Consider the following 22875-nt stretch of genomic DNA (forward strand, 5'->3'; position numbering starts at 1 on the left):
GGGATGGACCACAGCTGGTACCTGCGGCCGGACTTGGCGACGACCTCGTTGGAGTAGCCGGAGCGCAGCGAGGCGACCTCGCCCCAGGGCAGCCCGATGGCGCGGAACGGGTTGCGGATCCGCAGCCGGTCCTCGCCGGCGAAGACCGCGGGGCGGAGTGTGAAGGCGATCACCAGCGGCACGATGAGGATCATCCCGGCGAGCGCCAGCCACGGCGCGCGGCCATGGCCCTGGAACAGCGCGTCGAAGCCGAGCCAGCCGACGACGAGCAACAGCAGCACACCGCCCACGAGGCCCATGGGCGAGCGGTAGATCCGGTCCTGGGCCGCGGGAGCCGGCGGCTGTGACGCGGGTGACGGGTGGTCCGGGGTGGTCATGGCCCAAGTCTGCACGACACCGGCGGCGCCGCCGCCATGTGCCCCGGAACCGGCGCTCAGCTGTGATCTTCCGGGTGGATATGAGCACCGGGGGTGTACAGCCGCTACGCGCGTAGATATGCTCGTCTGGTGACCATGCCCACTACCGCACCCACAGCTCACGCTCTCTCGGACGTCACCGCGTCCGACAGCACGCTGCGTCGCTTCCTGCACGGGCTGCCCGGCGTCGACGCGGTCGGCCTGGAGGCGCGCGCCGCGTCTCTCGGCACCCGTTCCATCAAGACCACCGCGAAGGCGTACGCCATCGACCTCGCCATCTCGATGGTCGACCTGACGACGCTGGAAGGCGCGGACACCCCGGGCAAGGTCCGGGCGCTCGGCGCGAAGGCGGTCCACCCGGACCCGACGGACCGGACGACCCCGGCCACGGCGGCCGTCTGCGTCTACCCCGACATGGTGGCCGTCGCCAAGGAGGCCGTCGCCGGATCCGGCGTCAAGGTCGCCTCCGTCGCCACCGCCTTCCCGGCCGGCCGCGCCGCCCTCGACGTGAAGCTGGCCGACGTGCGTGACGCCGTCGCCGCAGGCGCGGACGAGATCGACATGGTCATCGACCGGGGCGCGTTCCTCGCCGGCAAGTACCTGAAGGTGTACGACGAGATCGTCGCCGTGAAGCAGGCCTGCGGCGACCGCGCCCGACTGAAGGTCATCTTCGAGACCGGCGAGCTGTCGACGTACGACAACATCCGCCGCGCCTCCTGGCTCGGCATGCTGGCCGGAGCCGACTTCATCAAGACCTCCACGGGCAAGGTGGCCGTCAACGCCACGCCCGCCAACACCCTGCTGATGCTGGAGGCCGTGCGGGACTTCCGCGCGCAGACCGGCGTCCAGGTCGGTGTGAAGCCGGCCGGCGGCATCCGCACCTCCAAGGACGCCATCAAGTTCCTGGTTCTGGTCAACGAGACCGCGGGCCCGGACTGGCTGGACAACACCTGGTTCCGCTTCGGCGCCTCCTCGCTGCTGAACGACCTGCTGATGCAGCGTCAGAAGCTGGCCACCGGCCGCTACTCCGGCCCCGACTACGTGACGGTGGACTGATCAACATGGCTTCCGTATTCGAGTACGCACCGGCGCCCGAGTCCCGCTCCGTCGTCGACATCGCCCCCTCCTACGGCCTCTTCATCGACGGCGAGTTCGCCGAGGCGGCTGACGGCAAGGTCTTCAAGACCGTCAGCCCCAGCACCGAAGAGGTGCTGTCCGAGGTCGCCCAGGCCGGCGAGGCGGACGTCGACCGCGCGGTCAGGGCCGCCCGCAAGGCCTTCGAGAAGTGGTCCGCGCTGCCCGGCTCCGAGCGCGCCAAGTACCTGTTCCGCATCGCCCGGATCATCCAGGAGCGCAGCCGTGAGCTGGCGGTCCTGGAGACGCTGGACAACGGCAAGCCGATCAAGGAGACCCGCGACGCGGACCTCCCGCTGGTCGCCGCGCACTTCTTCTACTACGCGGGCTGGGCCGACAAGCTCGACCATGCCGGGTTCGGTACGAACCCGCGTCCGCTGGGCGTGGCAGGCCAGGTCATCCCCTGGAACTTCCCGCTCCTCATGCTGGCGTGGAAGATCGCCCCGGCTCTCGCGACCGGCAACACGGTCGTCCTGAAGCCCGCCGAGACGACCCCCTTGTCCGCCCTGTTCTTCGCGGACATCTGCCGCCAGGCGGGCCTGCCCAAGGGTGTCGTCAACATCCTTCCGGGCTATGGCGACGCCGGCGCGGCCCTCGTCGCGCACCCGGACGTCAACAAGGTCGCCTTCACCGGCTCCACGGCCGTCGGCAAGGAGATCGCGCGGACCGTCGCGGGCACCCGCAAGAAGCTCACCCTCGAACTGGGCGGCAAGGGCGCCAACATCGTCTTCGACGACGCCCCGATCGACCAGGCCGTCGAGGGCATCGTGACCGGCATCTTCTTCAACCAGGGCCAGGTCTGCTGCGCGGGCAGCCGCCTGCTGGTGCAGGAGTCGATCCAGGAGGAGCTGCTGGAGTCCCTCAAGCGCAGGCTCTCCACCCTCCGCCTCGGCGACCCGCTGGACAAGAACACCGACATCGGCGCGATCAACTCGGCCGAGCAGCTGGCCCGGATCACCGCGCTCGCCGAGCAGGGCGAGGCGGAGGGCGCCGAGCGCTGGTCCCCGGCCTGCGAACTGCCCACCTCCGGCTACTGGTTCGCCCCCACGCTGTTCACGAACGTCACCCAGGCGCACACCATCGCCCGCGACGAGATCTTCGGCCCGGTGCTGTCGGTCCTCACCTTCCGCACGCCGGACGAGGCGGTCGCCAAGGCGAACAACACGCAGTACGGCCTGTCAGCGGGCATCTGGACCGAGAAGGGCTCGCGGATCCTGGCCGTCGCGAACAAGCTGCGCGCCGGTGTCGTCTGGTCCAACACGTTCAACAAGTTCGACCCGACCTCGCCGTTCGGCGGCTACAAGGAGTCGGGCTTCGGCCGCGAGGGCGGCCGCCACGGCCTGGAGGCGTACCTCGATGTCTGAGAAGACCGAAAAGACCGAACCGCGACTGTCGGTCTTCAAGACCTACAAGCTGTACGTCGGCGGGAAGTTCCCGCGTTCCGAGAGCGGCCGGGTGTACGAGGTGACCGACTCGAAGGGCAAGTGGCTGGCCAACGCACCGCAGTCCAGCCGTAAGGACGCCCGTGACGCGGTCGTGGCCGCGCGCAAGGCGTTCGGCGGCTGGTCCGGGGCGACGGCGTACAACCGCGGCCAGGTCCTCTACCGCGTCGCGGAGATGCTGGAGGGCCGGCGCGAGCAGTTCGTGCGCGAAGTGGCCGACGCGGAGGGCCTGTCCAAGCCGAAGGCCGCCGCGGTCGTGGACGCGGCCATCGACTGCTGGGTCTGGTACGCGGGCTGGACCGACAAGATCGCCCAGGTGATCGGCGGCGCCAACCCGGTCGCAGGCCCGTTCTTCAACCTCTCCTCGCCCGAGCCGACCGGCGTGGTCGCGGTACTGGCTCCGCAGGAGTCGTCCTTCCTGGGCCTGGTGTCGGCGCTGGCCCCGGTGATCGCCACCGGCAACACCGCCGTCGTGATCGCTAGCGAGCAGTCCCCGCTCCCAGCGCTCTCCCTGGCCGAGGTGCTGGCCACCTCCGACGTCCCCGGCGGCGTGGTCAACGTCCTGTCCGGCCGTACCGCGGAGATCGCGCCGCCGCTGGCCGCGCACCAGGACGTCAACGCGATCGACCTCGCGGGCGCCGACGAAGCGCTGGCGAAGGAGCTGGAGATCGCGGCGGCCGACAACCTGAAGCGGGTGCTCCGTCCACAGCCTGTGGATTACTTCGAGACGCCGGGCATCGACCGGATGACGGCGTTCCTGGAGACCAAGACGGTCTGGCACCCGACGGGATCACTGGGCGCATCCGGCTCGTCGTACTGAGCCCGCACCGAGGCCGTACGACGGCCCGCACGACCGAGAGCCGCGCTTTCCCTCCGTCCGGGGAAGGCGCGGCTCTCTCGTCCGAGGCCCGCCACCGGCGTCCGCGGTCGCCCACTGACGCTCGCGGTCGGCTACTGCATTCCGGCCATGCCGCCCAGCACTCCGCCGAGCCCTTCCGTCACCGGAACGACACCGATCGGACCCGTCCGGGCGAGCGGACCGGTCAGGCCCCCGAGGTCGCCGTCGTCCACCGGGAGGACGCGGGTGTGGGCGACCGGGGTGTACTGGAGCGCCTGGAGGGGCACGGCGGCGTAGTCGGTCAGCCCCGGCACCTGGGTGCCGGCCTGCGGGGCCATCGCCCCGAGCGAGGCGGGCAGCCCGGCCGCGTCCGTGGCGCGAGGGGCGTCCGCAGACGCCGTCGCCACGCCCGCGCCCAGCGCCGCAGAGGCGGTCGCGAGGACGATCAGGGCGCGCTTCGCGGTGCGGTTGAGAGGGGACGCATGTCGTGCCATCTGGAGGCCCACCTTATGTCGCGTTGGGTAACAAGTACGACACGAAGAGTAGTTGAGGTGAGGGTCACGCTCAAAAGCCGACCCGCGGGGTCGGTAGGCGGCTCCCCATGCGTCAAACTGGTGTTCCGTGAGCCTTCATCTCCCGTCCCCCGCCCGTGTCGTGCTGCTGTGCGGTCCCTCGGGTTCGGGCAAGTCACTCGTCGCCGCCCTTTCCGGGCTCCCCGTGCTGCGCCTCGACGACTTCTACAAGGAGGGTGACGACCCGACTCTGCCGCTGGTGGACGGGAGTTCGGACATCGACTGGGACCACCCCCGGTCCTGGGACGCGGACGTGGCGGTCGAGGCCATCGCCCGGCTGTGCGCCACCGGGTCGACGCCGATACCGGTGTACGACATCGCGCTGAGCGCCCGTACGGGCGAGGAGACACTGCACATCGGCCGTACCCCGCTGTTCGTCGCGGAAGGCATCTTCGCCGCGGAGATCGTCGAGCGCTGCCGCGAGCGGGGGCTGCTGGCGGACGCGCTGTGTCTGACCCGGGGCTCCGTCACCACCTTCCGCCGCCGTTTCCTGCGCGATCTGAAGGAGGGGCGCAAGTCGGTGCCGTTCCTGCTGCGCCGCGGCTGGCGGCTGATGCGCACGGAACGGTCGATCGTCGCCCGCCAGGTGACACTGGGCGCGCATCCGTGCGGCCGCGACGAGGCGCTCGGCCGGCTGGCGGCGGCAGCGGCAGGGCGGCAGACGCGTCAGCAGACGGTGGCGTAGGCCGTCCCCGTATGCAGAGCCACCCCCCCATATGCAGCAAGCGGGACTGGACAGGCCCCCCGGCCCTCCAGTCCCGCTCCTGTTGCTCCCCCGTTTCCCCCGTTCCCCTCCCTCGTCCGTCCCCCGTGGGCCCACCCCCCAGTGGTCCCCGTTTTCCCCCGTGTCCCCCCGCGGGTCACCCCCCAGTGACCCCCGGCCTTCAGGCGACCAGCTCCCCGAAGGCGTCCTCCTCGTCACGGCCGAAGCTGAGGACCTCGTCCTCGCGCAGCCGGCGGAGCGACCGCCAGATGCTGGACTTCACCGTGCCGACACTGATGTCGAGGATCTCCGCGATCTCCGGGTCCGTACGGCCCTCGTAGTAGCGCAGGACCAGCATGGTGCGCTGGAGCTCGGGCAGCCGGGCCAGCGCCTGCCACAGGACCGCGCGCAGCTCGGTGCCGCGCATCGCGTCCGTGTCGGAGGGCGTCTCCGGCAGTTCCTCGGTCGGGTACTCGTTGAGCTTGCGGCGCCGCCAGGCGCTGATGTGCAGGTTGGTCATGGTGCGGCGGAGGTATCCGCCGACCGCCGCCTTGTCACTGATCCGGTCCCACGCCTTGTACGTCGAGAACAGCGCGCTCTGCAGCAGGTCCTCGGCCTCGAAGCGGTCACCCGTGAGGTGGTAAGCCGTGGCGTACAGGGAGGCGCGGCGCTCCTGGACGTAGGCGGTGAACGCCGCTTCGGCATCCGCAGCCTCCGTCAGGGAGCGGCGCTGCTCCCCCGAGTCCTCCCTGTTCGCGTGTCCGTCAACCACCGTCATGTACGCGGTGTGCTGACGCCCGGTGCCGCGAGCGCACCCCCGCCCGCTCACGGCACCGGACTTCTCGGAACCCCGGTGCCCGTCGTGCAGACGCGTGATTACGGCGCTGGTGCTGATGCTGTGCAGCGTGTTCATCTCGCGCTCCCCGTCGTGGACTTGCGGTGGTTCGGTCTCGCCGGGCCGGTTCGGTCCCCCGCCCTGCCCGTGACCAAAAGACTGCCGGGGTGACTTCATGGCCGTGTCCGTCGACTGTCACAGACCTGTCACAGCGGCTCCGCCCAGGGCCGTCACGGAAAGCGCACAGATCGTGGCGGCAGGAAAGGCCCGGTGCGGGCAGGTCGTACGACACCCGGTCCATGGGCCAGAATGAGCGGGTGCCTTCCCTGTTGCTGATCGAGGACGACGACGCGATCCGGACGGCCCTGGAGCTCTCGCTGACGCGCCAGGGCCACCGGGTGGCGACCGCTGCCAGCGGTGAGGACGGTCTGAAACTGCTCCGCGAGCAGCGGCCCGACCTGATCGTGCTGGACGTCATGCTGCCCGGCATCGACGGCTTCGAGGTGTGCCGGCGCATCCGGCGCACCGACCAGCTGCCGATCATCCTGCTAACCGCGCGGAGCGACGACATCGACGTCGTGGTCGGGCTGGAGTCGGGGGCCGACGACTATGTCGTCAAACCCGTCCAGGGCCGGGTGCTGGACGCCCGGATCCGGGCCGTGCTGCGGCGCGGGGAGCGCGAGTCCACCGACTCGGCGACGTTCGGCAGCCTGGTCATCGACCGGTCGGCGATGACCGTGACGAAGAACGGCGAGGATCTGCAGCTGACCCCGACCGAGCTGAGGCTGCTGCTGGAGCTGAGCCGGCGGCCCGGTCAGGCGCTGTCCCGCCAGCAGCTGCTGCGGCTGGTGTGGGAGCACGACTATCTGGGTGACTCGCGCCTGGTGGACGCGTGTGTGCAGCGGCTGCGCGCCAAGGTGGAGGACGTGCCGTCGTCCCCGACCCTGATCCGCACCGTCCGTGGTGTCGGCTACCGCCTGGACACTCCTCAGTGACCGAAGAGCAAGGGAGGCTGCGCGGCTGGGCCGCGGGTCGCAAGGGCAATCTGTCGCGGCTCAGGTTCACCAGCCTCAGGCTGCGCCTGGTCGTCGTCTTCGGACTGGTGGCCCTGACGGCCGCAGTGTCGGCGTCGGGCATCGCCTACTGGCTGAACCGGGAGGCGGTGCTCACCCGCGCCCAGGACGCGGTGCTGCGTGACTTCCGGCAGGAGATGCAGAACCGCGCGGGCGCACTGCCGGAGCACCCCACGCAGGACCAACTGCAGCGCGCGGCGGGCCAGATGGCGGCCAGCAGCCAGCGCTTCAGCGTGCTCCTGGTCGCCCAGGACGCCCACGGCAAGACGGTGTACGGCAACTCGGGCGGCATCAACGGCTTCTCGCTGGAGGACGTGCCGAAGCCGCTGCGCACGGCCGTGAACAAGCAGCAGACGGTGTCCGACACCAACAAGGAGCCGTACCACCTGTACTGGCAGCGGGTCGTGGACCACGGCACGCCGTATCTGGTGGCCGGTACGAAGGTGATCGGCGGCGGTCCGACCGGCTACATGGCCAAGTCCCTGGAGCCGGAGGCGAAGGACCTCAACTCGCTGGCGTGGTCGCTGGGCATCGCCACCGGGCTCGCGCTGATCGGCGCCGCGCTGCTCGCGCAGGCCGCCGCCACGACCGTACTGAAGCCGGTCCACCGGCTGGGCGTCGCCGCCCGGCGGCTCGGGGAGGGCAGGCTGGACACCCGGCTGCGGGTGTCCGGCACGGACGAACTCGCCGATCTCTCGCGGACGTTCAACAACGCGGCCGAGGCGCTGGAGCAGCGGGTCGCGGAGATGGCCGCGCGGGACGAGGCGTCCCGCCGCTTCGTGGCGGACATGAGCCATGAGCTGCGCACGCCCCTGACGGCGATCACCGCGGTGACGGAGGTACTGGAGGAGGAGCTGGAGGCGGAGTCGATGGACCCGATGATCGAGCCCGCCGTCCGGCTGGTCGTCAGCGAGACCCGCCGCCTCAACGACCTGGTCGAGAACCTGATGGAGGTCACCCGCTTCGACGCGGGCACCGCCCGGCTGGTCCTGGACGACGTCGACGTCGCCGATCAGATCACCGCCTGCATCGACGCCCGCGCCTGGCTGGACGCCGTCGAGCTGGACGCCGAGCGCGGCATCCACGCCCAGCTCGATCCGCGCCGGCTGGACGTCATCCTCGCCAACCTGATCGGCAACGCGCTCAAGCACGGCGGGTCGCCGGTGCGGGTGTCGGTGCGCGTGTCCGATGCGAAGGACGCCGACGTGGTGATCCAGGTCCGTGACCACGGCCCCGGTATCCCCGAGGAGGTCCTGCCGCACGTCTTCGACCGCTTCTACAAGGCGAGTGCCTCCCGGCCGCGCTCCGAGGGCAGCGGTCTGGGCCTGTCCATCGCCATGGAGAACGCCCACATCCACGGCGGCGAGATCACCGCCGCCAACTCGCCCGACGGCGGCGCGGTATTCACCCTGCGGCTGCCGCGGGACGCCTCCCGGCTGACGGAGGAACCCGACGACGGCGGGAAGACCGACAACGGCGCCACAGGGAATTCAGAAAGCTCGGGAAACTCAGGAGCCTCAGGGAAATCGGGAAATCCGGGAAGCACCGGAAGCCCGGGATGTTCGGGAAAGGAGGGGTCATGACCGTACGACGCATGCTGGCGCTGCCCCTCCTGGGCCTGCTGCTCAGCGGCTGCGGCATCCGGGCCACGCAGGTGCCGACCGACTTCGGTGCCGCGCCCTCGCGGGTGCCGTGCTCGCTGGCCGGACCTGAGCCGTCCACGCAGGGCTCACAGGGCGTGCCCGTGCAGGTCTTCCTGCTCTGCGGGTCGTCCCTGGTGGCCGTCGACCGGACGGTACGCGTCCCGGTGGGCACGCCGGACGCCCGGCGCCGGGTGATCGTGGCGCAGGGTCTGCTGGACCAGCTCGCGGCGTCCCCGTCGGCCGCGGAGCGCTCCGCGGGCTACACGACGTACGTTCCGGGCGCCCTGAGCGTGACCGGACCGCACCGCGGGGACCCCGAGGACGCGCTCCGCCTGAGCACGCCGCCTTCCCGTCTCACCTCCTACGCCCTGGCCCAGCTGGTGTGCACCCTGTCCGACTCGGCAGCGACGGAGGGCGACGGCTCGGTCATCCTGGGCGGCCCCGACACCGGCCCTCTCCACCGCTACGAATGCACAGCCGACGTCCGCGACCGCCCTGGCAGGACGCTCCCGCCGTCCGGAGAGGTCGCGGGCAGGTAGCAGGGGTCCCAGGCCGACGGCAGGGCAACTCCCCAAGGGGCGCGGGGAACTGCGCGACCAGCCACAGCGCACCCGCAGTCGGCGACGGTCAGCGGCCGGCAGCGACCCCACCGCAGCCCGCTAGCCGACAGCCCTGCAGTTCCCTGAGGGGCGCGGGGAACTGCGCGACCAGCCACGACGCACCCGCACCCGGCGACGCTCAGCGGCCGGCAGCGACCCCACCGCAGCCCGCTAGCCGACGGCCCTGCAGTTCCCTGAAGGGCGCGGGGAACTGCGCGACAAGCCACGACGCACCCGCACCCGGCGACGCTCAGAACCGGGCAGACGAAACCCCGTCGCCCAGCCCAGCGCAGCCAGCGCAGCCAAGAAGTACAGGCACCCCGGGAACCGCCAAGGCCCAGCGCCGCGTCTAGGCTGGCGTGCAGCGTCAAGGCTCCATCGGCGGCAGCGCCGCGATCCGCGTCCGGGTGACAGGCGGCATCCTCCTCGTCGCCCACCTCGCCCTAGTCGCCTGGCTGATGCTGCGCCCCCTGAACGTGCCCTGGGTGACACCTCCCAATGTGCACCCCCTGGCCGGCATCCGCGCCGACCTGGCGCTGGGCTGGCCGCAGGCCGCCAGACGCATCGGCGAAGGCCTGGCCCTGCTCGCCCCGCTGGGTGTACTGCTGCCGATGACCCACGGCAGGCTCGCCGTCTCCCCGCTCGCCTCCCTGATCCGTACGACCGCCGCCGGCGCCCTGATCTCCGCCGGCATCGCCCTGCTGCAGACCGGCGTGCCCGGCAGGGTGGTGGACGTCGACTCGCTGCTGCTCAACACTGCCGGCGTGCTCCTGGCTCACCTGCTCGTCGTCCCCGCGAGCCGCGCCCGGCTGCGCAGGCGGCGGCAGTTGAGCGGCGACGACGCCGAGGCCCAGACCCGGCCCGTCACCGTCCAGGAGGAGCTGTCTCAGGGGCGTACCCCGACGATTCCCAGGGTCGGAATAGCTCCGTAGAGCGACGCTTCGCCCGCTTCGTCTCCGTATCGTCGTAAACAGCTGAAGGACAGCGAATCGACGACCGCGGAGGAGCCGTCATGACCACCCTTGCCCGTCCCACCCACGGCCGCATGATCGGCGGAGTGTGCGCAGCGCTGGCCCGGCGCTTCGGCACTTCCGCGACGACGATGCGGGTGATCTTCCTGCTGTCCTGCCTGCTGCCCGGCCCGCAGTTCCTGCTCTATATAGCGCTGTGGATCCTGCTGCCGGCCGAGGACAAGACCCGTACCGCCTGGTGACCGCCGTGCACCAAACGCCGTCGGGGCGCTCCCGGACCGGACCGGAGCGCCCCGACGGCGGTGTACGGCAGGCGATGGGCCTCAGCCGAGCGAGACCGCCCTGGGCAGCCCCTGCGTGGGCAGGCCCTGGGCGGGCAGGCCCTGCGTCGGCAGGTTCGGCGCCGACACGTTCGGTGCCGACAGTCCGCCGATGCGGCTGTGCAGCGGCGTGGCCGGTCCGCCCTGCAGCGCGTTCTCAACGGCGGGCTGCGTGGCGGCCACCCCGGCGCCCAGGGCGTCCTGCCCACGGCTGATGGCGTCCTGCCCACGGGTTGTCAGGGTGTCGGCGGCACCCGGCTGCGCCATGCCGACGTTCTCGCCCGGCAGGTTCCGGGTGACGGTGTCCAGCGCCGGGGTCGCGTCCGCGACAGCCGTGGCCGCGTTGGCCGCACCCGCACCGAGCGCGGCGAAGGCGGCACCGAGAGCGGCGACACCGAGGGTCCTGACAGCGGAGTGCTTCATGGTAAATGCATCCTTGAAATGAGGGGACGGGGGGCACAAAAACGATGAACGGTCCTCGACCGTAAACACGCCCGATCACCCGCCGCAAACACCGAAATGCGGACGGGTTGTGAACGCCTTGTTCACAATCCGGACCGTATCCCGCCGCCCTTATCTCTCAGCCCCCGCCAGAAGCCCTGGTAGAGGCCGTCTGCTGAAACAGCCATTCGGATCTCAGCTCCGCATATCCGGGCTTGACGACGTCATTGATCATAGCCAGCCGTTCATCGAAAGGAATGAACGCCGATTTCATGGCATTGACGGAGAACCACTGCAGATCGTCGAGCGTGTAACCGAAGGCCTCGACGAGATGCGCGCATTCCTGACTCATACTCGTGTGCGACATCAGCCGGTTGTCGGTGTTCACGGTGACCCGGAAATGCAGCCGACGCAGCAGCCCGATCGGGTGCTCGGCGTAGGAGGGCGCGGCCCCGGTCTGCAGGTTCGAGCTGGGGCACAGCTCCAGCGGGATCCGCTTGTCGCGGACGTAGGACGCCAGCCGGCCGAGCCGCACCGAGCCGTCCTCGCGGACCTCGATGTCGTCGATGATCCGCACGCCGTGCCCGAGCCGGTCGGCACCGCACCACTGCAGCGCCTGCCAGATGGACGGCAGTCCGAAGGCTTCGCCGGCGTGGATGGTGAAGTGGTTGTTCTCGCGCTTGAGGTACTCGAAGGCGTCCAGATGCCGGGTGGGCGGGTAGCCGGCCTCGGCGCCGGCGATGTCGAAGCCGACGACGCCGGAGTCCCGGTAGCGGTTGGCGAGTTCGGCGATCTCCAGGGAGCGGGCCGCGTGCCGCATGGCGGTCAGCAGCGCGCCGACCCGGATGCGGTGACCGCCTTCCCGGGCGAGCCGCTCGCCCTGCCGGAATCCTTCGTTGACGGCCTCGACCACCTCCTCCAGGGTCAGTCCGCCCTCCAGGTGCTGCTCGGGGGCGTAGCGCACCTCGGCGTAGACGACGCCGTCCTCGGCGAGGTCCTCGGCGCACTCCCGGGCGACGCGGACGAGCGCCTCCCGGGTCTGCATCACGCCGACGGTGTGCTTGAAGGTCTCCAGATACCGTTCCAGCGAGCCGGAGTCGGCGGCCTCACGGAACCAGATGCCCAGCTTGCCCGGATCGGACTCGGGAAGCTCCGAGTACCCCGTCTCCTGGGCGAGTTCGACGACGGTTCCGGGGCGGAGCCCGCCGTCGAGATGATCGTGCAGCAGAACCTTGGGCGCGCGGCGGATCTGGTCCGGCGTCGGAACGTGCGCCGGGACACTCGCCGAGACGGCCCCGGTCGGTGCGGTCTCGCTCGTCATCTCCGCACTGTAACGCCTACGCGCGTAGAGAGCGCGGTGAACGCGTCGGCTCTTTCACAGCACTTTTCCGCCGCTTTCCCGTCGATACGCAACGGTGACCGCATGTACGGGTTTCGTACACCGCACCTTCTGACACTGTTCTGCCATGGGACAGCAAGCGACACCGGTCCGAACGGCCGGACTGGGGAAGGCGGTCGGCACGGCGCCGACGGCGGTGAGCGGAGCGGTCCTGCTGCTCCCCGGCGGGGAGGAGACCTCCGCCCGCAGGCCGTCCCCTGTGTGGGCGACGATCACGCTGCGCTCACTGGGCCGACGGCTCGCTCGCGCGGGGCGGTTGGAGGGGCTGGCTGTCCATACCGTCCACTACCGGTACCGGGGCTGGAACGGCAGCGAGGCCCATCTGGCGGCGGACGCGGAGTGGGCCGCCGACGAGGTCGTACGAAGATACGGCGATGTTCCCGTGTGCCTCGTCGGGGTGGACATGGGCGGACGGGCGGCACTGCGGGCCGGCGGACACGAAGCCGTCAACTCGGTGGTGGCGCTGGCTCCTTGGCTCCCCGAGGATGATGTGGCCGCGCCCGCCGAGCCGGTACGGCAGCTGGCGGGCCGCCGGGTGCTGATCGTGCACGGCACGAACGACGAACGGACCGATCCCGAGCTGTCGTTCCGGTATGCGGAGCGGGCGAAGAAGGCGAATCGGGAGGTGTGCCGGTTCGAAGTCCATTCCGATGGACACGGGTTGAGTGGGCATCGGGATGAAGTGGGTTGTCTGGCCGTCGACTTCATGATGGGGGCGCTGTTCGGGCACCATGTGTCGCGGCCCGTCGAGGATGCGCTGGCGGCTCCGCCGCCCATCGGGCTTCGGATGCCGTTGGCTGTGGGGTTCGGGCGGTCCTTGAGGCGGTAGGGGTCGGGGGGCTGTGGTGTCAGGTGGGCAGCAAGTTGCCCCTTCTTGAAAGCAAGAACTTCTTGAACGCGGCCACCGGCGGGGTGTCCGGACGGCCTGCCAGCCACGCGACGCCGATCTCCCGGACGGCCCTCGGGGCTGTCACCGTCAGTTCCACGACTCCCGGTCTCGGGACCGTGGGCGGGGGCAGGAGAGCGACCCCCAGGCCCGCCGCCACCAGGCCCCGCAGGGTCTCGGCCTCCTCTCCCTCGAAGGCGACGCGTGGACGGAAGCCGGCCTCTCGGCACAAGGTGTCGAAGATGCGCCGCAAGCCGTAGCCGGGCTCCAGGGTGACGAAGGTTTCCTCGGCCGCCTCGGCGAGGCGGATGCGGCGGCGGGTGGCGAGGCGGTGGTCGGCGGGGACGACCAGGCGGAGTTTCTGCTCGTCGAGGCGGCGGGCGACCAGGTCGGGGGCGTCGGGCACGGGTGAGGTGAGGCAGAGGTCCAGTTCGCCGGCGCGCAGGCGTTCCAGCATGGCCTCGCCGTAGTTCTGGACCAGGCTGAAGCGGACGCGCGGGTGGTCGGCGCGGAAGGCGTGGAGAAGGCCGGGGACCGTCTCGGCGCCCATGGTGTGCAGAAAGCCGAAGGCGACCTTGCCGGCGGCCGGGTCGGTGTCGGCGCGCACCTCCTCGGCGGCCCGCTCGATCTCGGCGAGGGCGCGTTCGACGGAGGTGAGGAACGTGCGGCCGGCGGGGGTCAGGGAGACCGTACGGCCGTGCCGGGCGAACAGGTCGACGCCCAGGTCCTGCTCCAGGCGGGCCATCGCACGGGAGAGGGTGGACTGCGGGACGTTCATCTCGTGGGCGGCCCGGGTGACGTGCTCGGTGCGGGCCACGCCGGCGAAGTACGCGAGACGGGGCGCGAGCACCATCGACATCACAGACATGTCTTCTGTGTCACTGTTCCATGACAGGCGAGGCTGTGAGCTTTGCTGATGCGCCATGGGAACGATTATGGCCGTTCCATGCATTGGACGGATGAATGGGCCGTCCATACGGTCGAGGCATGTCTCCCGCCAGTACCGGGGCGTCCACCACCGTGGACGCCGCAACGCCCGTCCCGTCCGTCGACGCCACCGATTCCGACACCCGAATGACCCCGGGCGGCCCCGGCTACCGCCGGATGAGCCTCGCCCTCTTCCTCGCCGGAGTCGCGACCTTCGCCCTCCTGTACTCCACCCAGGCCCTGCTCCCGCTGATCTCCGGCGAGTTCGGGGTCGAGGCGAGCGAGGCGAGCTGGACCGTGGCGGCCGCGACCGGCGGACTGGCCCTCTTCGTGCTGCCGATGAGCGCCCTGTCGGAGCGCTACGGCCGCCGTACGGTGATGACGGCCTCGCTGGCGGTCGCGGTCGCCGTGGGGCTGCTGGTGCCGTTCGCGCCGTCGATCGGCGCGCTGGTGGTGCTGCGGGCGGTGCAGGGCGCGGCGCTGGCCGGTCTGCCGGCCTCGGCGCAGGCCTATCTGGCCGAGGAGGTCCGGCCGAAGGCGCTGATCACGGCGATCGGCCTGTTCGTCGCGGGCAACAGCGTCGGTGGCATGAGCGGCCGGGTGATCACCGGCTGGGTGGCCCAGGAGTGGGGCTGGCGGGTCGCCGTCGGGGTGATCGGCGTGATCGCCGTCGGCTGCGCGGTGGCGTTCCGGCTGCTGCTGCCGGCTCCCCGGCACTTCAAGGCAGGCTCGCTACGGCCCCGGGTCCTGCTCGGCACGGTCCGCGACCATCTCGCGAACCCGCTGCTGCGGCGCCTGTACGCGATCGGCGCGCTGTTCATGACGGTGTTCGGCGGGGTCTACACGGTGATCGGCTACCGGCTGACCGAGGCGCCGTTCGGGCTGCCGCAGGGCATCGCGGGCTCGATCTTCCTGGTCTATCTGGTGGGCACGGTCTCCGCGTCCGTGGCGGGCCGGCTGGTGGGCCGGCTCGGCCGCCGAGGCGCGCTGTATCTGGCGGGCGGTACGACGGCGGCGGGCCTGCTCCTCTCGCTGGCCCCCGCGCTGCCGCTGGTCCTGCTGGGCCTGGTGCTGATCACGGCGGGCTTCTTCGCGGGCCACGCGGTCGCCTCCTCGGCGGTCAGCAAGACGGCCGCCCACGGCCGCGCCCAGGCCTCGGCCCTGTACCAGTCCATGTACTACATCGGCTCCAGCGCCGGCAGCACGGTGGGCGCGCTGGCGTTCCACGCGGACGGCTGGGCGGGCACGGTGAGCGTGGGTCTCCTGGCGGTCCTGGGGGTTGTGACGATCACGGTGCTGGGCACTCGGGCAGCCCGGGTGGCGGCCCGGAGCTCGCTCGTAGCCAACGCGCACTGAGGCGCCCCGTAAGGGACGCCTCACCGCCGACCTGCTCTTTTTCCCACTCGGGACGCCATTGTCAGTGCCCTGCGGTAGCTTCCAGATGGGTGCGAAGAAGCGCCGACGGCACAGCCACAGGGGTGGGTGGACGATGGGAAACGGCACGGCGACGGCGGACCTCGACGCCGCACTGGAGAAACACCGGACCGAGCTGACCGGGTACTGCTACCGGATGCTCGGCTCCTCCTTCGAGGCCGAGGACGCGGTGCAGGACACCCTGGTGCGGGCCTGGCGGAGCTACGACAAGTTCGAGGGCCGTTCCTCGCTGCGCTCGTGGCTGTACCGGATCGCGACGAACGTGTGCCTGGACATGCTGACGGCGGGCAACAAGCGGGCGCGGCCGATGGACCTCACCGAGTCGACGCCGCTCGCCCAGGCGGCCCTGTCCCCCCGGCCGGACAACACCTGGCTGGAGCCGATGCCGGACGCGCGGGTGCTGCCGACGGCCGACGACCCGGCGGAGGCGGCGGTCGCCAAGGAGTCGGTCCGGCTGGCCTTCATGGCTGCCCTGCAGCAACTGCCGCCCAAACAGCGGGCGGTGCTGATCCTGCGCGAGGTGCTGGCCTGGAAGGCGAGCGAGGTCGCCGAGCTGCTGGGCACCTCGGTCGCGTCGGTCAACAGCGCGCTGCAGCGGGCGCGGGCCACGCTCGCGGAGCGCGCGGACGCGGGTGACGAGGGCGCGGTGTCGGACCCGCTGGACGAGGAGCAGCAGAAGCTCCTGGAGCGGTACGTCAAGGCCTTCGAGGGCTACGACATGACGGCGCTGACGGCCCTGCTCCACGAGGACGCCATCATGACGATGCCGCCGTTCGACCTGTGGCTGCGCGGCCCGGCCGACATCACCGGCTTCATGACGACCCTCGGTGCCTCCTGCGCCGGCTCGCGGCTGCTGCCGGTGCAGGTCAACGGCCTGCCGGGGTTCGCGCACTACAAGCCGGACGAGGAGCAGGGCGGCTTCAGTCCCTGGGCCGTGCAGGTGCTGGAGCTGTCAGACGGCCGGATCACCGGTTTCCACTGCTTCCTCGACACCAAGCGGTGGTTCCCGCTCTTCGGCCTGCCCCTCCACCTGGAAGCGGAGCCCGACGAGGTCGAGAAGGGCGAGTAGCGCGGGGTCGGGGTCCCGCAACCGGATCCGCCCGCCACCCCGGCGGGCGGTCAGCTCCAGCCGCGCCAGCAGATCCACGACGCCCAGCCCCGGCGGCCCGAGCCCGCCCACATCGCACACGACGACACGCTCCCCGCCGCCCCCCAGCATCATCCGCACCCGCTCACACAGCCCCGCCACCTCGCCCCGGGCGACGGGGCCGGGCAGCACGAGCACGGCAGACCTCTCGGCATCCACGACCGGTAGACCGGCACTCCGAGGCGAACTCATCGGCCTCACCGGCTGGGACCCGCCGAACACGCCGAACGGGACCGGCGCTGGTCCACCGATCCCGTTCGCCAGAAATCACCTGGTCAGGCGATGCGCTCCAGCACCACCGGCGACGGCGTGAAGTCCGTCCCCGCGGCCGCGATGTCGTACGAGCCCTCCACCGCCTGGAGTGCGTACTCGAAGCGCTCCGGGGTGTCCGTGTGCAGGGTGAGGAGGGGCTGGCCCTCGGTCACCGTGTCGCCCGGCTTGGCGTGCATTTCGATGCCTGCCGCCGCCTGCACCGGGTCCTCCTTGCGGGCGCGGCCGGCGCCCAGGCGCCAGGCGCCGACGCCGATGTCGTAGGCGTCGAGGCGGGTCAGGACACCGGAGGACGGGGCCTTGATCACGTGCTGTTCGCGGGACGTGGGCAGTTCGGCGTCCGGGTCGCCGCCCTGGGCCGCGATCATCCGGCGCCAGACGTCCATCGCCGAGCCGTCGGCCAGGGCCTTCGCCGGGTCGGCGTCCCGCACGCCCGCCGCGTCGAGCATTTCGCGGGCCAGGGCGATCGTCAGCTCCACGACATCGGCCGGGCCTCCGCCCGCGAGGACCTCCACGGACTCGCGGACCTCCAGGGCGTTGCCCGCCGTGAGGCCGAGCGGGGTCGACATGTCCGTCAGGAGTGCGACCGTCTTCACGCCGTGGTCCGTGCCGAGGCCGACCATCGTGGACGCCAGTTCACGGGCGTCGTCCAGCGTCTTCATGAAGGCTCCGCTGCCCACCTTCACGTCCAGCACCAGCGAGCCCGTGCCCTCGGCGATCTTCTTCGACATGATGGAGGAGGCGATCAGCGGGATCGCCTCCACCGTGCCGGTCACATCGCGCAGCGCGTACAGCTTCTTGTCCGCCGGGGCCAGGCCGTCGCCCGCCGCGCAGATCACGGCGCCCGTCGTGTCCAGGACGTGCAGCATCTCCTCGTTCGAGAGCAGAGCGCGCCAGCCCGGGATCGACTCCAGCTTGTCCAGTGTGCCGCCCGTGTGGCCGAGGCCCCGGCCGGAGAGCTGCGGGACCGCCGCGCCGCAGGCCGCGACGAGCGGGGCCAGCGGGAGCGTGATCTTGTCGCCGACGCCGCCTGTCGAGTGCTTGTCGGCCGTCGGGCGGGACAGGGCCGAGAAGTCCATGCGCTCGCCGGAGGCGATCATCGCCGCCGTCCAGCGGGCGATCTCGCGCCGGTTCATGCCGTTGAGCAGGATCGCCATGGCGAGCGCGGACATCTGCTCGTCGGCGACCTCGCCGCGGGTGTAAGCGTCGATGACCCAGTCGATCTGTTCGTCGGTCAGCTCGCCGCGGTCCCGCTTGGTGCGGATGACGGAGATGGCGTCCATGGCCATGGCTGTGGGCTTCCTTCCGGGAGGTGCGAAGGTGTACGGCCCCCCTGCGCGGATGCGGTCAGGGGGGCCGTACGGCGTTACTGCTTGGTGAGGTTGTCCGGGCCGAAGGCGTGGGGCAGCATCTCGGACAGCGGGAGGACGCCCGCGGGGGTGTCCAGGAGAAGGTCCGGGCCGCCGAACTCATACAGCAGCTGGCGGCAGCGGCCGCACGGCACGAGCAGGGCGCCCTCGCCGTCCACGCAGGTGAAGTGCGTGAGCCGGCCGCCGCCCGAGCGCTGCAGATCCGAGACCAGGCCGCACTCTGCGCACAGTCCGAGGCCGTAGGAGGCGTTCTCCACATTGCAGCCGGTGACGGTGCGGCCGTCGTCGACCCGGGCCGCCACGCCGACCGGGAAGCCGGAGTAGGGGGCGTAGGCGTGGGACATCGCCTCGCGCGCCACCTTCCGCAGCGCCTCCCAGTCGAACTCGGCGGCTTGCTGTGTCACTTGCCCTGGCCCTTCCGGTAGCGCATACCGTCCGCCTTCGGCATCCGCAGGCGCTGCGCCGACAGGGACAGCACCAGCAGGGTGACGACGTACGGCGTGGCGCCCACGAAGTCGCTCGGGACCGTGTCGGTGAGCAGGTACCAGACCAGGATCACCGCGGCCATCACGAGGCTGATCACACCCTGCAGCATCGCCTTGCGGTACAGCTTCCAGCCTGCCAGGGCCACGAGCAGGACCACCAGCAGGAGCAGCAGCGCGTGGACGGTCGTACCGCCGTTGCGCAGCTGGAGCGCGTCGGAGTAGCCGAACAGGCCGGCGCCCATCGCCAGGCCGCCCGGACGCCAGTTGCCGAAGATCATCGCCGCGAGGCCGATGTAGCCGCGGCCGCCGGTCTGGCCCTCCAGGTAGGTGTGCGAGGTGACCAGGGCCAGGAAGGCGCCGCCGAGTCCGGCGAGGCCGCCGGAGACGGCGACGGCCGCGTACTTGTACGAGTACACGTTGACGCCGAGCGACTCCGCGGCGGTCGGGTTCTCGCCGCAGGAGCGCAGCCGCAGACCGAACGGGGTGCGCCACAGCAGCCACCAGCTGCCGGCGAACAGCAGCGCGGCCAGGACCGTGACCACGGACAGGTGCGTGACCAGGCCGCCGAGGATCCCGGCGAGGTCGGAGATCAGGAACCAGTGGTGGCTCTCGATCGAGTGCAGGCCGTCGGAGAGGCCGGGCACGGTGACGTCCGGCAGCGAGGCCACCGGCGGGGACTGCTTGGGGTTGCCGCCCGCGTTGGCCGCCGCGCCGCCGGCGAAGAACAGCTTGGCGAGGTACTGGGTGGCGCCGAGCGCGAGCAGGTTGATCGCGACACCGGAGACGATGTGGTCGACGCCGAAGGTGACGGTGGCGACGGCGTGTACCAGGCCGCCGATGACACCGAAGCCGATACCCATCAGCAGGCCGAGCCAGGGGCTGGTCTGCCAGCCGATCCAGCCGGCACCGAAGGTGCCGAGGATCATCATGCCCTCAAGGCCGATGTTGACCACACCGGCCCGCTCCGACCACAGGCCGGCGAGACCGGCGAGGCCGATCGGCACGGCGAGGCCCAGGGCGGCGCTGACCTGCCCGGCGGAGTCGAGGTCCTGCGAGCCGGTGATCACGCGGACCGCGGCCAGGAGCAGCAGCGCACCCGCGACGAGCATGAGGATCTGGACGAGCGAGCGGCCCGTGCGCTGCGGCGCGCCCGCCGCCTTGGGCGCCGCGGGCGGCGGCGTGTCGGTCATCGTGGCAGTCATCACGCCACCTCCTGCTTCTTCGACTGGGCGGCGGCCTGGGCGGCGAGTTCGGCGCCGACCTTCTGCTGCTGGCGCTTGAGGCCGTAGCGGCGTACGACCTCGTAGGCGATGACGACGCACAGGACGATGACGCCCTGGATGACGCCGAGGATCTCCTTGTCGTAGCCCTGGAACTCCAGGTGGTTGGTGGTGCGCTCCAGGAAGCCCCACAGCAGGGCGCCGAGCGCGATGCCGATCGGGTTGTTACGGCCGAGCAGCGCGATGGCGATGCCGGTGAAGCCGATGCCCGTCGGGAAGTCGCTGCTGAACTGGTAGCTGTCGTTGAGCAGGGTCGGCATGCCGATCAGGCCGGCCACCGCACCCGAGATGATCATGCTGGTGGCGATCATCTTCTTCACCGACACACCGCTCGCGGCGGCCGCGCTCTCGGACTGGCCGACGGTGCGCAGGTCGTAGCCGAACCGGGTGCGGCCGAGCACGAACCAGTACGCGATGCCGACGGCCACGGCGATGAAGATGAAGCCCCACAGATCGCCGGCCGGGCCGGTGTTGATGCTGAAGAAGTGCGAGCCCGAGGGCAGCGGCTTGGTGGCGACGACGGTGCCGCCCTGCTGGAGCTGGGCCAGCTTTCCGGGCTGGAGCAGGTAGGCGATGACCGCGGTGGCGATCGAGTTCAGCATGATGGTCGAGATGACCTCGCTGACGCCGCGGGTCACCTTGAGGATGCCGGCGATGGCCGCCCACACGGCGCCGGTCGCCATGGCGCAGATCAGGATCAGCGGGATGGCCAGCCAGCCGGGCACGGTCAGCGCGCCGCCGAGGACGGCGGCGAAGAACGCGGCGAGCCGGTACTGGCCGTCGACACCGATGTTGAACAGGTTCATCCGGAAGCCGATGGCCACCGAGACACCCGCGAGGTAGTACGTGGTCGCCTTGTTGAGGATGTAGACCTGGCTGTCGCTGGCGAAGCCGTAGGTCAGCATGTCGTTGAAGGCGGGGCCGGGGTTCTTGCCGGTCGCGAGGATCACCAGGGCGGTGACGACGAGCGCGGCGACGACCGCCAGCACCGGTGCGGCGAGGCCGAGGAACAGCCGCTCCTTGTCGATCCGTGAGGTCAGCTTGTTCATCGCTCGTCGTCCTCTGTGTGCTCCAGGTGGCCGGTGGCCGCACCCGTCATGGCGGAGCCCAGCTCTTCGGGGGTGATGGTGGCGGGGTCGGCGTCGGCGACCAGACGGCCGCGGTACATCACCCGCAGGGTGTCGGAGAGCCCGATCAGCTCGTCCAGGTCGGCGGAGATCAGCAGGACGGCCAGGCCCTCGCGGCGGGCCTCGCGGATGTAGTCCCAGATCGCCGCCTGGGCGCCGACGTCCACACCGCGGGTGGGGTGGGCGGCGATGAGCAGCTTGGGGTTGTGGCTCATCTCGCGGCCGACGATCAGCTTCTGCTGGTTGCCGCCGGAGAGCGAGGCCGCGGTGACCTCGATGCCGGGGGTGCGGACGTCGTACGCCTGGACGATGCGCTCGGTGTCGGCGCGGGCGGCCTTGATGTCGAGGAGTCCGCCCTTGGAGTTGGGCTTCTCGGTGACGTGGCCGAGGATGCGGTTCTCCCACAGCGGGGCCTCGAGGAGCAGGCCGTGGCGGTGGCGGTCCTCGGGGATGTAGCCGATGCCGGCCTCGCGGCGGTGGCGGGTGGGGGCGTGGGAGATGTCGGCGTCGTCGAGTGTGATCACGCCGGCGTCGGGGTCGCGCATGCCCATGATCGCCTCGACCAGCTCGGACTGGCCGTTGCCCTCCACACCGGCGATGCCGAGGACCTCGCCCTTGTGGATGGTGAAGGAGATCTGGTCCAGGACGATCCGCTCGATGCCCTCCAGGTCGGTCTGCGCGAGGTGCAGCCCGTCCACCTTCAGCATCGGGACGTCCGTGACGGTGGACTCCGCGGTCTCCGGGGTGGGCAGCTCGCTGCCGACCATCATCTCGGCGAGCTGCTTGGGGGTGGTCTTGGACGGCTCGGCCGTGCCGACCGTCGTACCGCGCCGGATGACGGTGATCTCGTCGGCGACGGACAGCACCTCGCCCAGCTTGTGGGAGATGAAGATGACGGTGAGGCCCTCGGCCTTCAGCTCGCGCAGGTTGTCGAAGAGGGCGTCGACCTCCTGCGGCACGAGCACGGCGGTGGGCTCGTCCAGGATGAGGGTCTTGGCGCCGCGGTAGAGGACTTTGAGGATCTCCACGCGCTGGCGGTCGGCGACGCCCAGCTCCTCGACGAGGACGTCGGGGCGGACGTTCAGGCCGTACGCGTCCGAGATCTCCTTGATCTTGGCGCGGGCCTTGCCGCCGATGCCGTACAGCTTCTCCGCGCCGAGGACGACGTTCTCCAGCACGGTGAGGTTGTCGGCGAGCATGAAGTGCTGGTGCACCATGCCGATGCCGCGGGCGATGGCGTCGCCGGGATTGTGCAGTACGACCTGCTCGCCGGCCACGGTGATGGTGCCCTCGTCCGGCTGCTGCATGCCGTAGAGGATCTTCATCAGGGTCGACTTGCCGGCGCCGTTCTCACCGCACAGGGCGTGGACGGTCCCGGTGCGGACGGTGATGTCGATGTCCTTGTTGGCAACGACACCGGGGAAACGCTTGGTGATGCCGCGCAGTTCGACGGCAGCGGGAGGGCTGGACGCGTTGATGGCGCACTCTCCTCGGGGAAAGGGGCTGCATAGGGGAGGTGGCAGGCGTCGGCGACGCTAGCGCGGCAACTCCACGCTACACGCG

At 70.8% G+C, this 22875-nt stretch carries 24 protein-coding genes; 12 read left to right on the forward strand and 12 right to left on the reverse strand.

The features are described from left to right. Positions 1 to 377, reverse strand: a 377-nt coding sequence (locus M878_RS47910) for a PH domain-containing protein (protein ID WP_031224979.1), incomplete at its 3' end; no start/stop codon positions are given. Between the two features lie 135 nt (positions 378 to 512). Between M878_RS47910 and deoC the strand changes: the two genes are divergently transcribed. From deoC to M878_RS64725, 3 genes are read left to right on the forward strand one after another with little or no spacing between them, the layout of a single operon-like run. After that, positions 513 to 1472: a deoxyribose-phosphate aldolase gene (gene deoC / locus M878_RS64715; protein WP_031224980.1), complete on the forward strand. Its 960-nt coding sequence runs from the start codon at positions 513 to 515 to the stop codon at positions 1470 to 1472. Positions 1473 to 1477: 5 nt separating this feature from the next. Further along, a complete protein-coding gene (locus M878_RS64720) occupies positions 1478 to 2914 on the forward strand; it encodes an aldehyde dehydrogenase family protein (RefSeq protein WP_023547167.1) in 1437 nt (478 codons plus the stop codon). Beyond that, a complete protein-coding gene (locus M878_RS64725; protein WP_023547168.1) occupies positions 2907 to 3812 on the forward strand; it encodes an aldehyde dehydrogenase family protein in 906 nt (301 codons plus the stop codon). The genes M878_RS64720 and M878_RS64725 overlap by 8 nt, the downstream gene beginning before the upstream one ends. 131 nt (positions 3813 to 3943) lie before the next feature. Here the strand turns inward: M878_RS64725 and M878_RS64730 are convergent, their stop codons facing one another. Next, entirely contained in the window at positions 3944 to 4324 is a 381-nt protein-coding gene (locus M878_RS64730) for a hypothetical protein (protein ID WP_023547169.1), read from the reverse strand. Between the two features lie 127 nt (positions 4325 to 4451). Between M878_RS64730 and M878_RS64735 the strand changes: the two genes are divergently transcribed. Then, a complete protein-coding gene (locus M878_RS64735; RefSeq protein ID WP_245238102.1) occupies positions 4452 to 5087 on the forward strand; it encodes a uridine kinase family protein in 636 nt (211 codons plus the stop codon). Between the two features lie 199 nt (positions 5088 to 5286). On the opposite strand, the gene M878_RS64740 is transcribed toward M878_RS64735, so the two are convergent. Further along, the gene (locus M878_RS64740; protein WP_023547171.1) at positions 5287 to 6018 is read right to left on the reverse strand and encodes a SigE family RNA polymerase sigma factor; all 732 of its coding nucleotides are present in this window, start codon (positions 6016 to 6018) and stop codon (positions 5287 to 5289) included. A gap of 239 nt (positions 6019 to 6257) precedes the next feature. Between M878_RS64740 and afsQ1 the strand changes: the two genes are divergently transcribed. The 5 genes from afsQ1 (at position 6258) to M878_RS64765 (ending at position 10468) form a co-directional block, all read left to right on the forward strand. Then, positions 6258 to 6935: a two-component system response regulator AfsQ1 gene (gene afsQ1 / locus M878_RS64745; RefSeq protein WP_023547172.1), complete on the forward strand. Its 678-nt coding sequence runs from the start codon at positions 6258 to 6260 to the stop codon at positions 6933 to 6935. Continuing rightward, a complete protein-coding gene (locus tag M878_RS64750; RefSeq protein ID WP_023547173.1) occupies positions 6932 to 8596 on the forward strand; it encodes a sensor histidine kinase in 1665 nt (554 codons plus the stop codon). The genes afsQ1 and M878_RS64750 overlap by 4 nt, the downstream gene beginning before the upstream one ends. Then, positions 8593 to 9195: a hypothetical protein gene (locus M878_RS64755; protein ID WP_023547174.1), complete on the forward strand. Its 603-nt coding sequence runs from the start codon at positions 8593 to 8595 to the stop codon at positions 9193 to 9195. Before M878_RS64750 ends, M878_RS64755 begins: the two co-directional genes overlap by 4 nt. A gap of 419 nt (positions 9196 to 9614) precedes the next feature. Next, positions 9615 to 10187, forward strand: coding sequence for a VanZ family protein (locus M878_RS64760; protein ID WP_023547175.1), 573 nt, complete (start codon positions 9615 to 9617; stop codon positions 10185 to 10187). Positions 10188 to 10267: 80 nt separating this feature from the next. After that, positions 10268 to 10468: a PspC domain-containing protein gene (locus M878_RS64765; protein WP_023547176.1), complete on the forward strand. Its 201-nt coding sequence runs from the start codon at positions 10268 to 10270 to the stop codon at positions 10466 to 10468. A gap of 81 nt (positions 10469 to 10549) precedes the next feature. Here the strand turns inward: M878_RS64765 and M878_RS64770 are convergent, their stop codons facing one another. Together M878_RS64770 and M878_RS64775 are read right to left on the reverse strand one after the other, a co-directional pair. After that, positions 10550 to 10969 carry a hypothetical protein gene (locus tag M878_RS64770; protein WP_023547177.1) on the reverse strand — a complete coding sequence of 140 codons (420 nt, stop codon included), beginning with the start codon at positions 10967 to 10969 and terminating at the stop codon, positions 10550 to 10552. Between the two features lie 157 nt (positions 10970 to 11126). After that, positions 11127 to 12308: an adenosine deaminase gene (locus tag M878_RS64775; protein WP_023547178.1), complete on the reverse strand. Its 1182-nt coding sequence runs from the start codon at positions 12306 to 12308 to the stop codon at positions 11127 to 11129. Between the two features lie 145 nt (positions 12309 to 12453). Here M878_RS64775 and M878_RS64780 point away from each other — a divergent pair, with 145 nt between their 5' ends. After that, entirely contained in the window at positions 12454 to 13215 is a 762-nt protein-coding gene (locus tag M878_RS64780; RefSeq protein WP_031224982.1) for an alpha/beta fold hydrolase, read from the forward strand. Positions 13216 to 13234: 19 nt separating this feature from the next. Here M878_RS64780 and M878_RS64785 read toward each other — a convergent pair whose 3' ends face one another. Beyond that, positions 13235 to 14197 carry a LysR family transcriptional regulator gene (locus M878_RS64785; RefSeq protein ID WP_037730124.1) on the reverse strand — a complete coding sequence of 321 codons (963 nt, stop codon included), beginning with the start codon at positions 14195 to 14197 and terminating at the stop codon, positions 13235 to 13237. A gap of 62 nt (positions 14198 to 14259) precedes the next feature. On the opposite strand from M878_RS64785, the gene M878_RS64790 reads away from it, so the two are divergent. Both M878_RS64790 and M878_RS64795 read left to right on the forward strand, forming a co-directional pair. Next, positions 14260 to 15555: an MFS transporter gene (locus M878_RS64790; protein WP_023547181.1), complete on the forward strand. Its 1296-nt coding sequence runs from the start codon at positions 14260 to 14262 to the stop codon at positions 15553 to 15555. A gap of 133 nt (positions 15556 to 15688) precedes the next feature. After that, the gene (locus M878_RS64795; RefSeq protein WP_023547182.1) at positions 15689 to 16702 is read left to right on the forward strand and encodes a sigma-70 family RNA polymerase sigma factor; all 1014 of its coding nucleotides are present in this window, start codon (positions 15689 to 15691) and stop codon (positions 16700 to 16702) included. Here M878_RS64795 and M878_RS94275 read toward each other — a convergent pair. The 6 genes from M878_RS94275 to M878_RS64820 form a co-directional block, all read right to left on the reverse strand. Next, positions 16586 to 16972 (reverse strand): STAS domain-containing protein, encoded by a 387-nt coding sequence (locus M878_RS94275; protein WP_158692692.1) that lies wholly within the window; start codon positions 16970 to 16972, stop codon positions 16586 to 16588. The genes M878_RS64795 and M878_RS94275 overlap by 117 nt on opposite strands. 83 nt (positions 16973 to 17055) lie before the next feature. Next, a complete protein-coding gene (locus M878_RS64800) occupies positions 17056 to 18333 on the reverse strand; it encodes a thymidine phosphorylase (protein ID WP_031224984.1) in 1278 nt (425 codons plus the stop codon). A gap of 83 nt (positions 18334 to 18416) precedes the next feature. Beyond that, positions 18417 to 18824 (reverse strand): cytidine deaminase, encoded by a 408-nt coding sequence (locus tag M878_RS64805; protein ID WP_023547184.1) that lies wholly within the window; start codon positions 18822 to 18824, stop codon positions 18417 to 18419. After that, positions 18821 to 20107, reverse strand: coding sequence for an ABC transporter permease (locus tag M878_RS64810; protein WP_023547185.1), 1287 nt, complete (start codon positions 20105 to 20107; stop codon positions 18821 to 18823). Before M878_RS64810 ends, M878_RS64805 begins: the two co-directional genes overlap by 4 nt. Next, positions 20107 to 21234: an ABC transporter permease gene (locus tag M878_RS64815; RefSeq protein WP_023547186.1), complete on the reverse strand. Its 1128-nt coding sequence runs from the start codon at positions 21232 to 21234 to the stop codon at positions 20107 to 20109. The genes M878_RS64810 and M878_RS64815 overlap by 1 nt, the downstream gene beginning before the upstream one ends. Further along, positions 21231 to 22757 (reverse strand): ABC transporter ATP-binding protein, encoded by a 1527-nt coding sequence (locus tag M878_RS64820; protein ID WP_078630291.1) that lies wholly within the window; start codon positions 22755 to 22757, stop codon positions 21231 to 21233. Before M878_RS64820 ends, M878_RS64815 begins: the two co-directional genes overlap by 4 nt. Between the last annotated feature and the right edge of the window lie 118 nt (positions 22758 to 22875).

Source organism: Streptomyces roseochromogenus subsp. oscitans DS 12.976, assembly GCF_000497445.1.
GTDB lineage: Bacteria > Actinomycetota > Actinomycetes > Streptomycetales > Streptomycetaceae > Streptomyces > Streptomyces oscitans.

Coding starts and splice junctions, on each gene's coding strand:
- M878_RS64795 (WP_023547182.1), top strand. CDS start 15,689: ATGGGAAACGGCACGGCGACGGCGGACCTCGACGCCGCACTGGAGAAA.
- M878_RS64730 (WP_023547169.1), bottom strand. CDS start 4,324: ATGGCACGACATGCGTCCCCTCTCAACCGCACCGCGAAGCGCGCCCTG.
- M878_RS64780 (WP_031224982.1), top strand. CDS start 12,454: ATGGGACAGCAAGCGACACCGGTCCGAACGGCCGGACTGGGGAAGGCG.
- M878_RS64765 (WP_023547176.1), top strand. CDS start 10,268: ATGACCACCCTTGCCCGTCCCACCCACGGCCGCATGATCGGCGGAGTG.
- M878_RS64800 (WP_031224984.1), bottom strand. CDS start 18,333: ATGGACGCCATCTCCGTCATCCGCACCAAGCGGGACCGCGGCGAGCTG.
- M878_RS64785 (WP_037730124.1), bottom strand. CDS start 14,197: ATGGCGCATCAGCAAAGCTCACAGCCTCGCCTGTCATGGAACAGTGAC.
- M878_RS64790 (WP_023547181.1), top strand. CDS start 14,260: ATGTCTCCCGCCAGTACCGGGGCGTCCACCACCGTGGACGCCGCAACG.
- M878_RS64740 (WP_023547171.1), bottom strand. CDS start 6,018: ATGAACACGCTGCACAGCATCAGCACCAGCGCCGTAATCACGCGTCTG.
- M878_RS64775 (WP_023547178.1), bottom strand. CDS start 12,308: ATGACGAGCGAGACCGCACCGACCGGGGCCGTCTCGGCGAGTGTCCCG.
- M878_RS64770 (WP_023547177.1), bottom strand. CDS start 10,969: ATGAAGCACTCCGCTGTCAGGACCCTCGGTGTCGCCGCTCTCGGTGCC.
- deoC (WP_031224980.1), top strand. CDS start 513: ATGCCCACTACCGCACCCACAGCTCACGCTCTCTCGGACGTCACCGCG.
- M878_RS64725 (WP_023547168.1), top strand. CDS start 2,907: ATGTCTGAGAAGACCGAAAAGACCGAACCGCGACTGTCGGTCTTCAAG.
- M878_RS64810 (WP_023547185.1), bottom strand. CDS start 20,107: ATGACTGCCACGATGACCGACACGCCGCCGCCCGCGGCGCCCAAGGCG.
- M878_RS64720 (WP_023547167.1), top strand. CDS start 1,478: ATGGCTTCCGTATTCGAGTACGCACCGGCGCCCGAGTCCCGCTCCGTC.
- M878_RS64815 (WP_023547186.1), bottom strand. CDS start 21,234: ATGAACAAGCTGACCTCACGGATCGACAAGGAGCGGCTGTTCCTCGGC.
- M878_RS64755 (WP_023547174.1), top strand. CDS start 8,593: ATGACCGTACGACGCATGCTGGCGCTGCCCCTCCTGGGCCTGCTGCTC.
- M878_RS94275 (WP_158692692.1), bottom strand. CDS start 16,972: ATGAGTTCGCCTCGGAGTGCCGGTCTACCGGTCGTGGATGCCGAGAGG.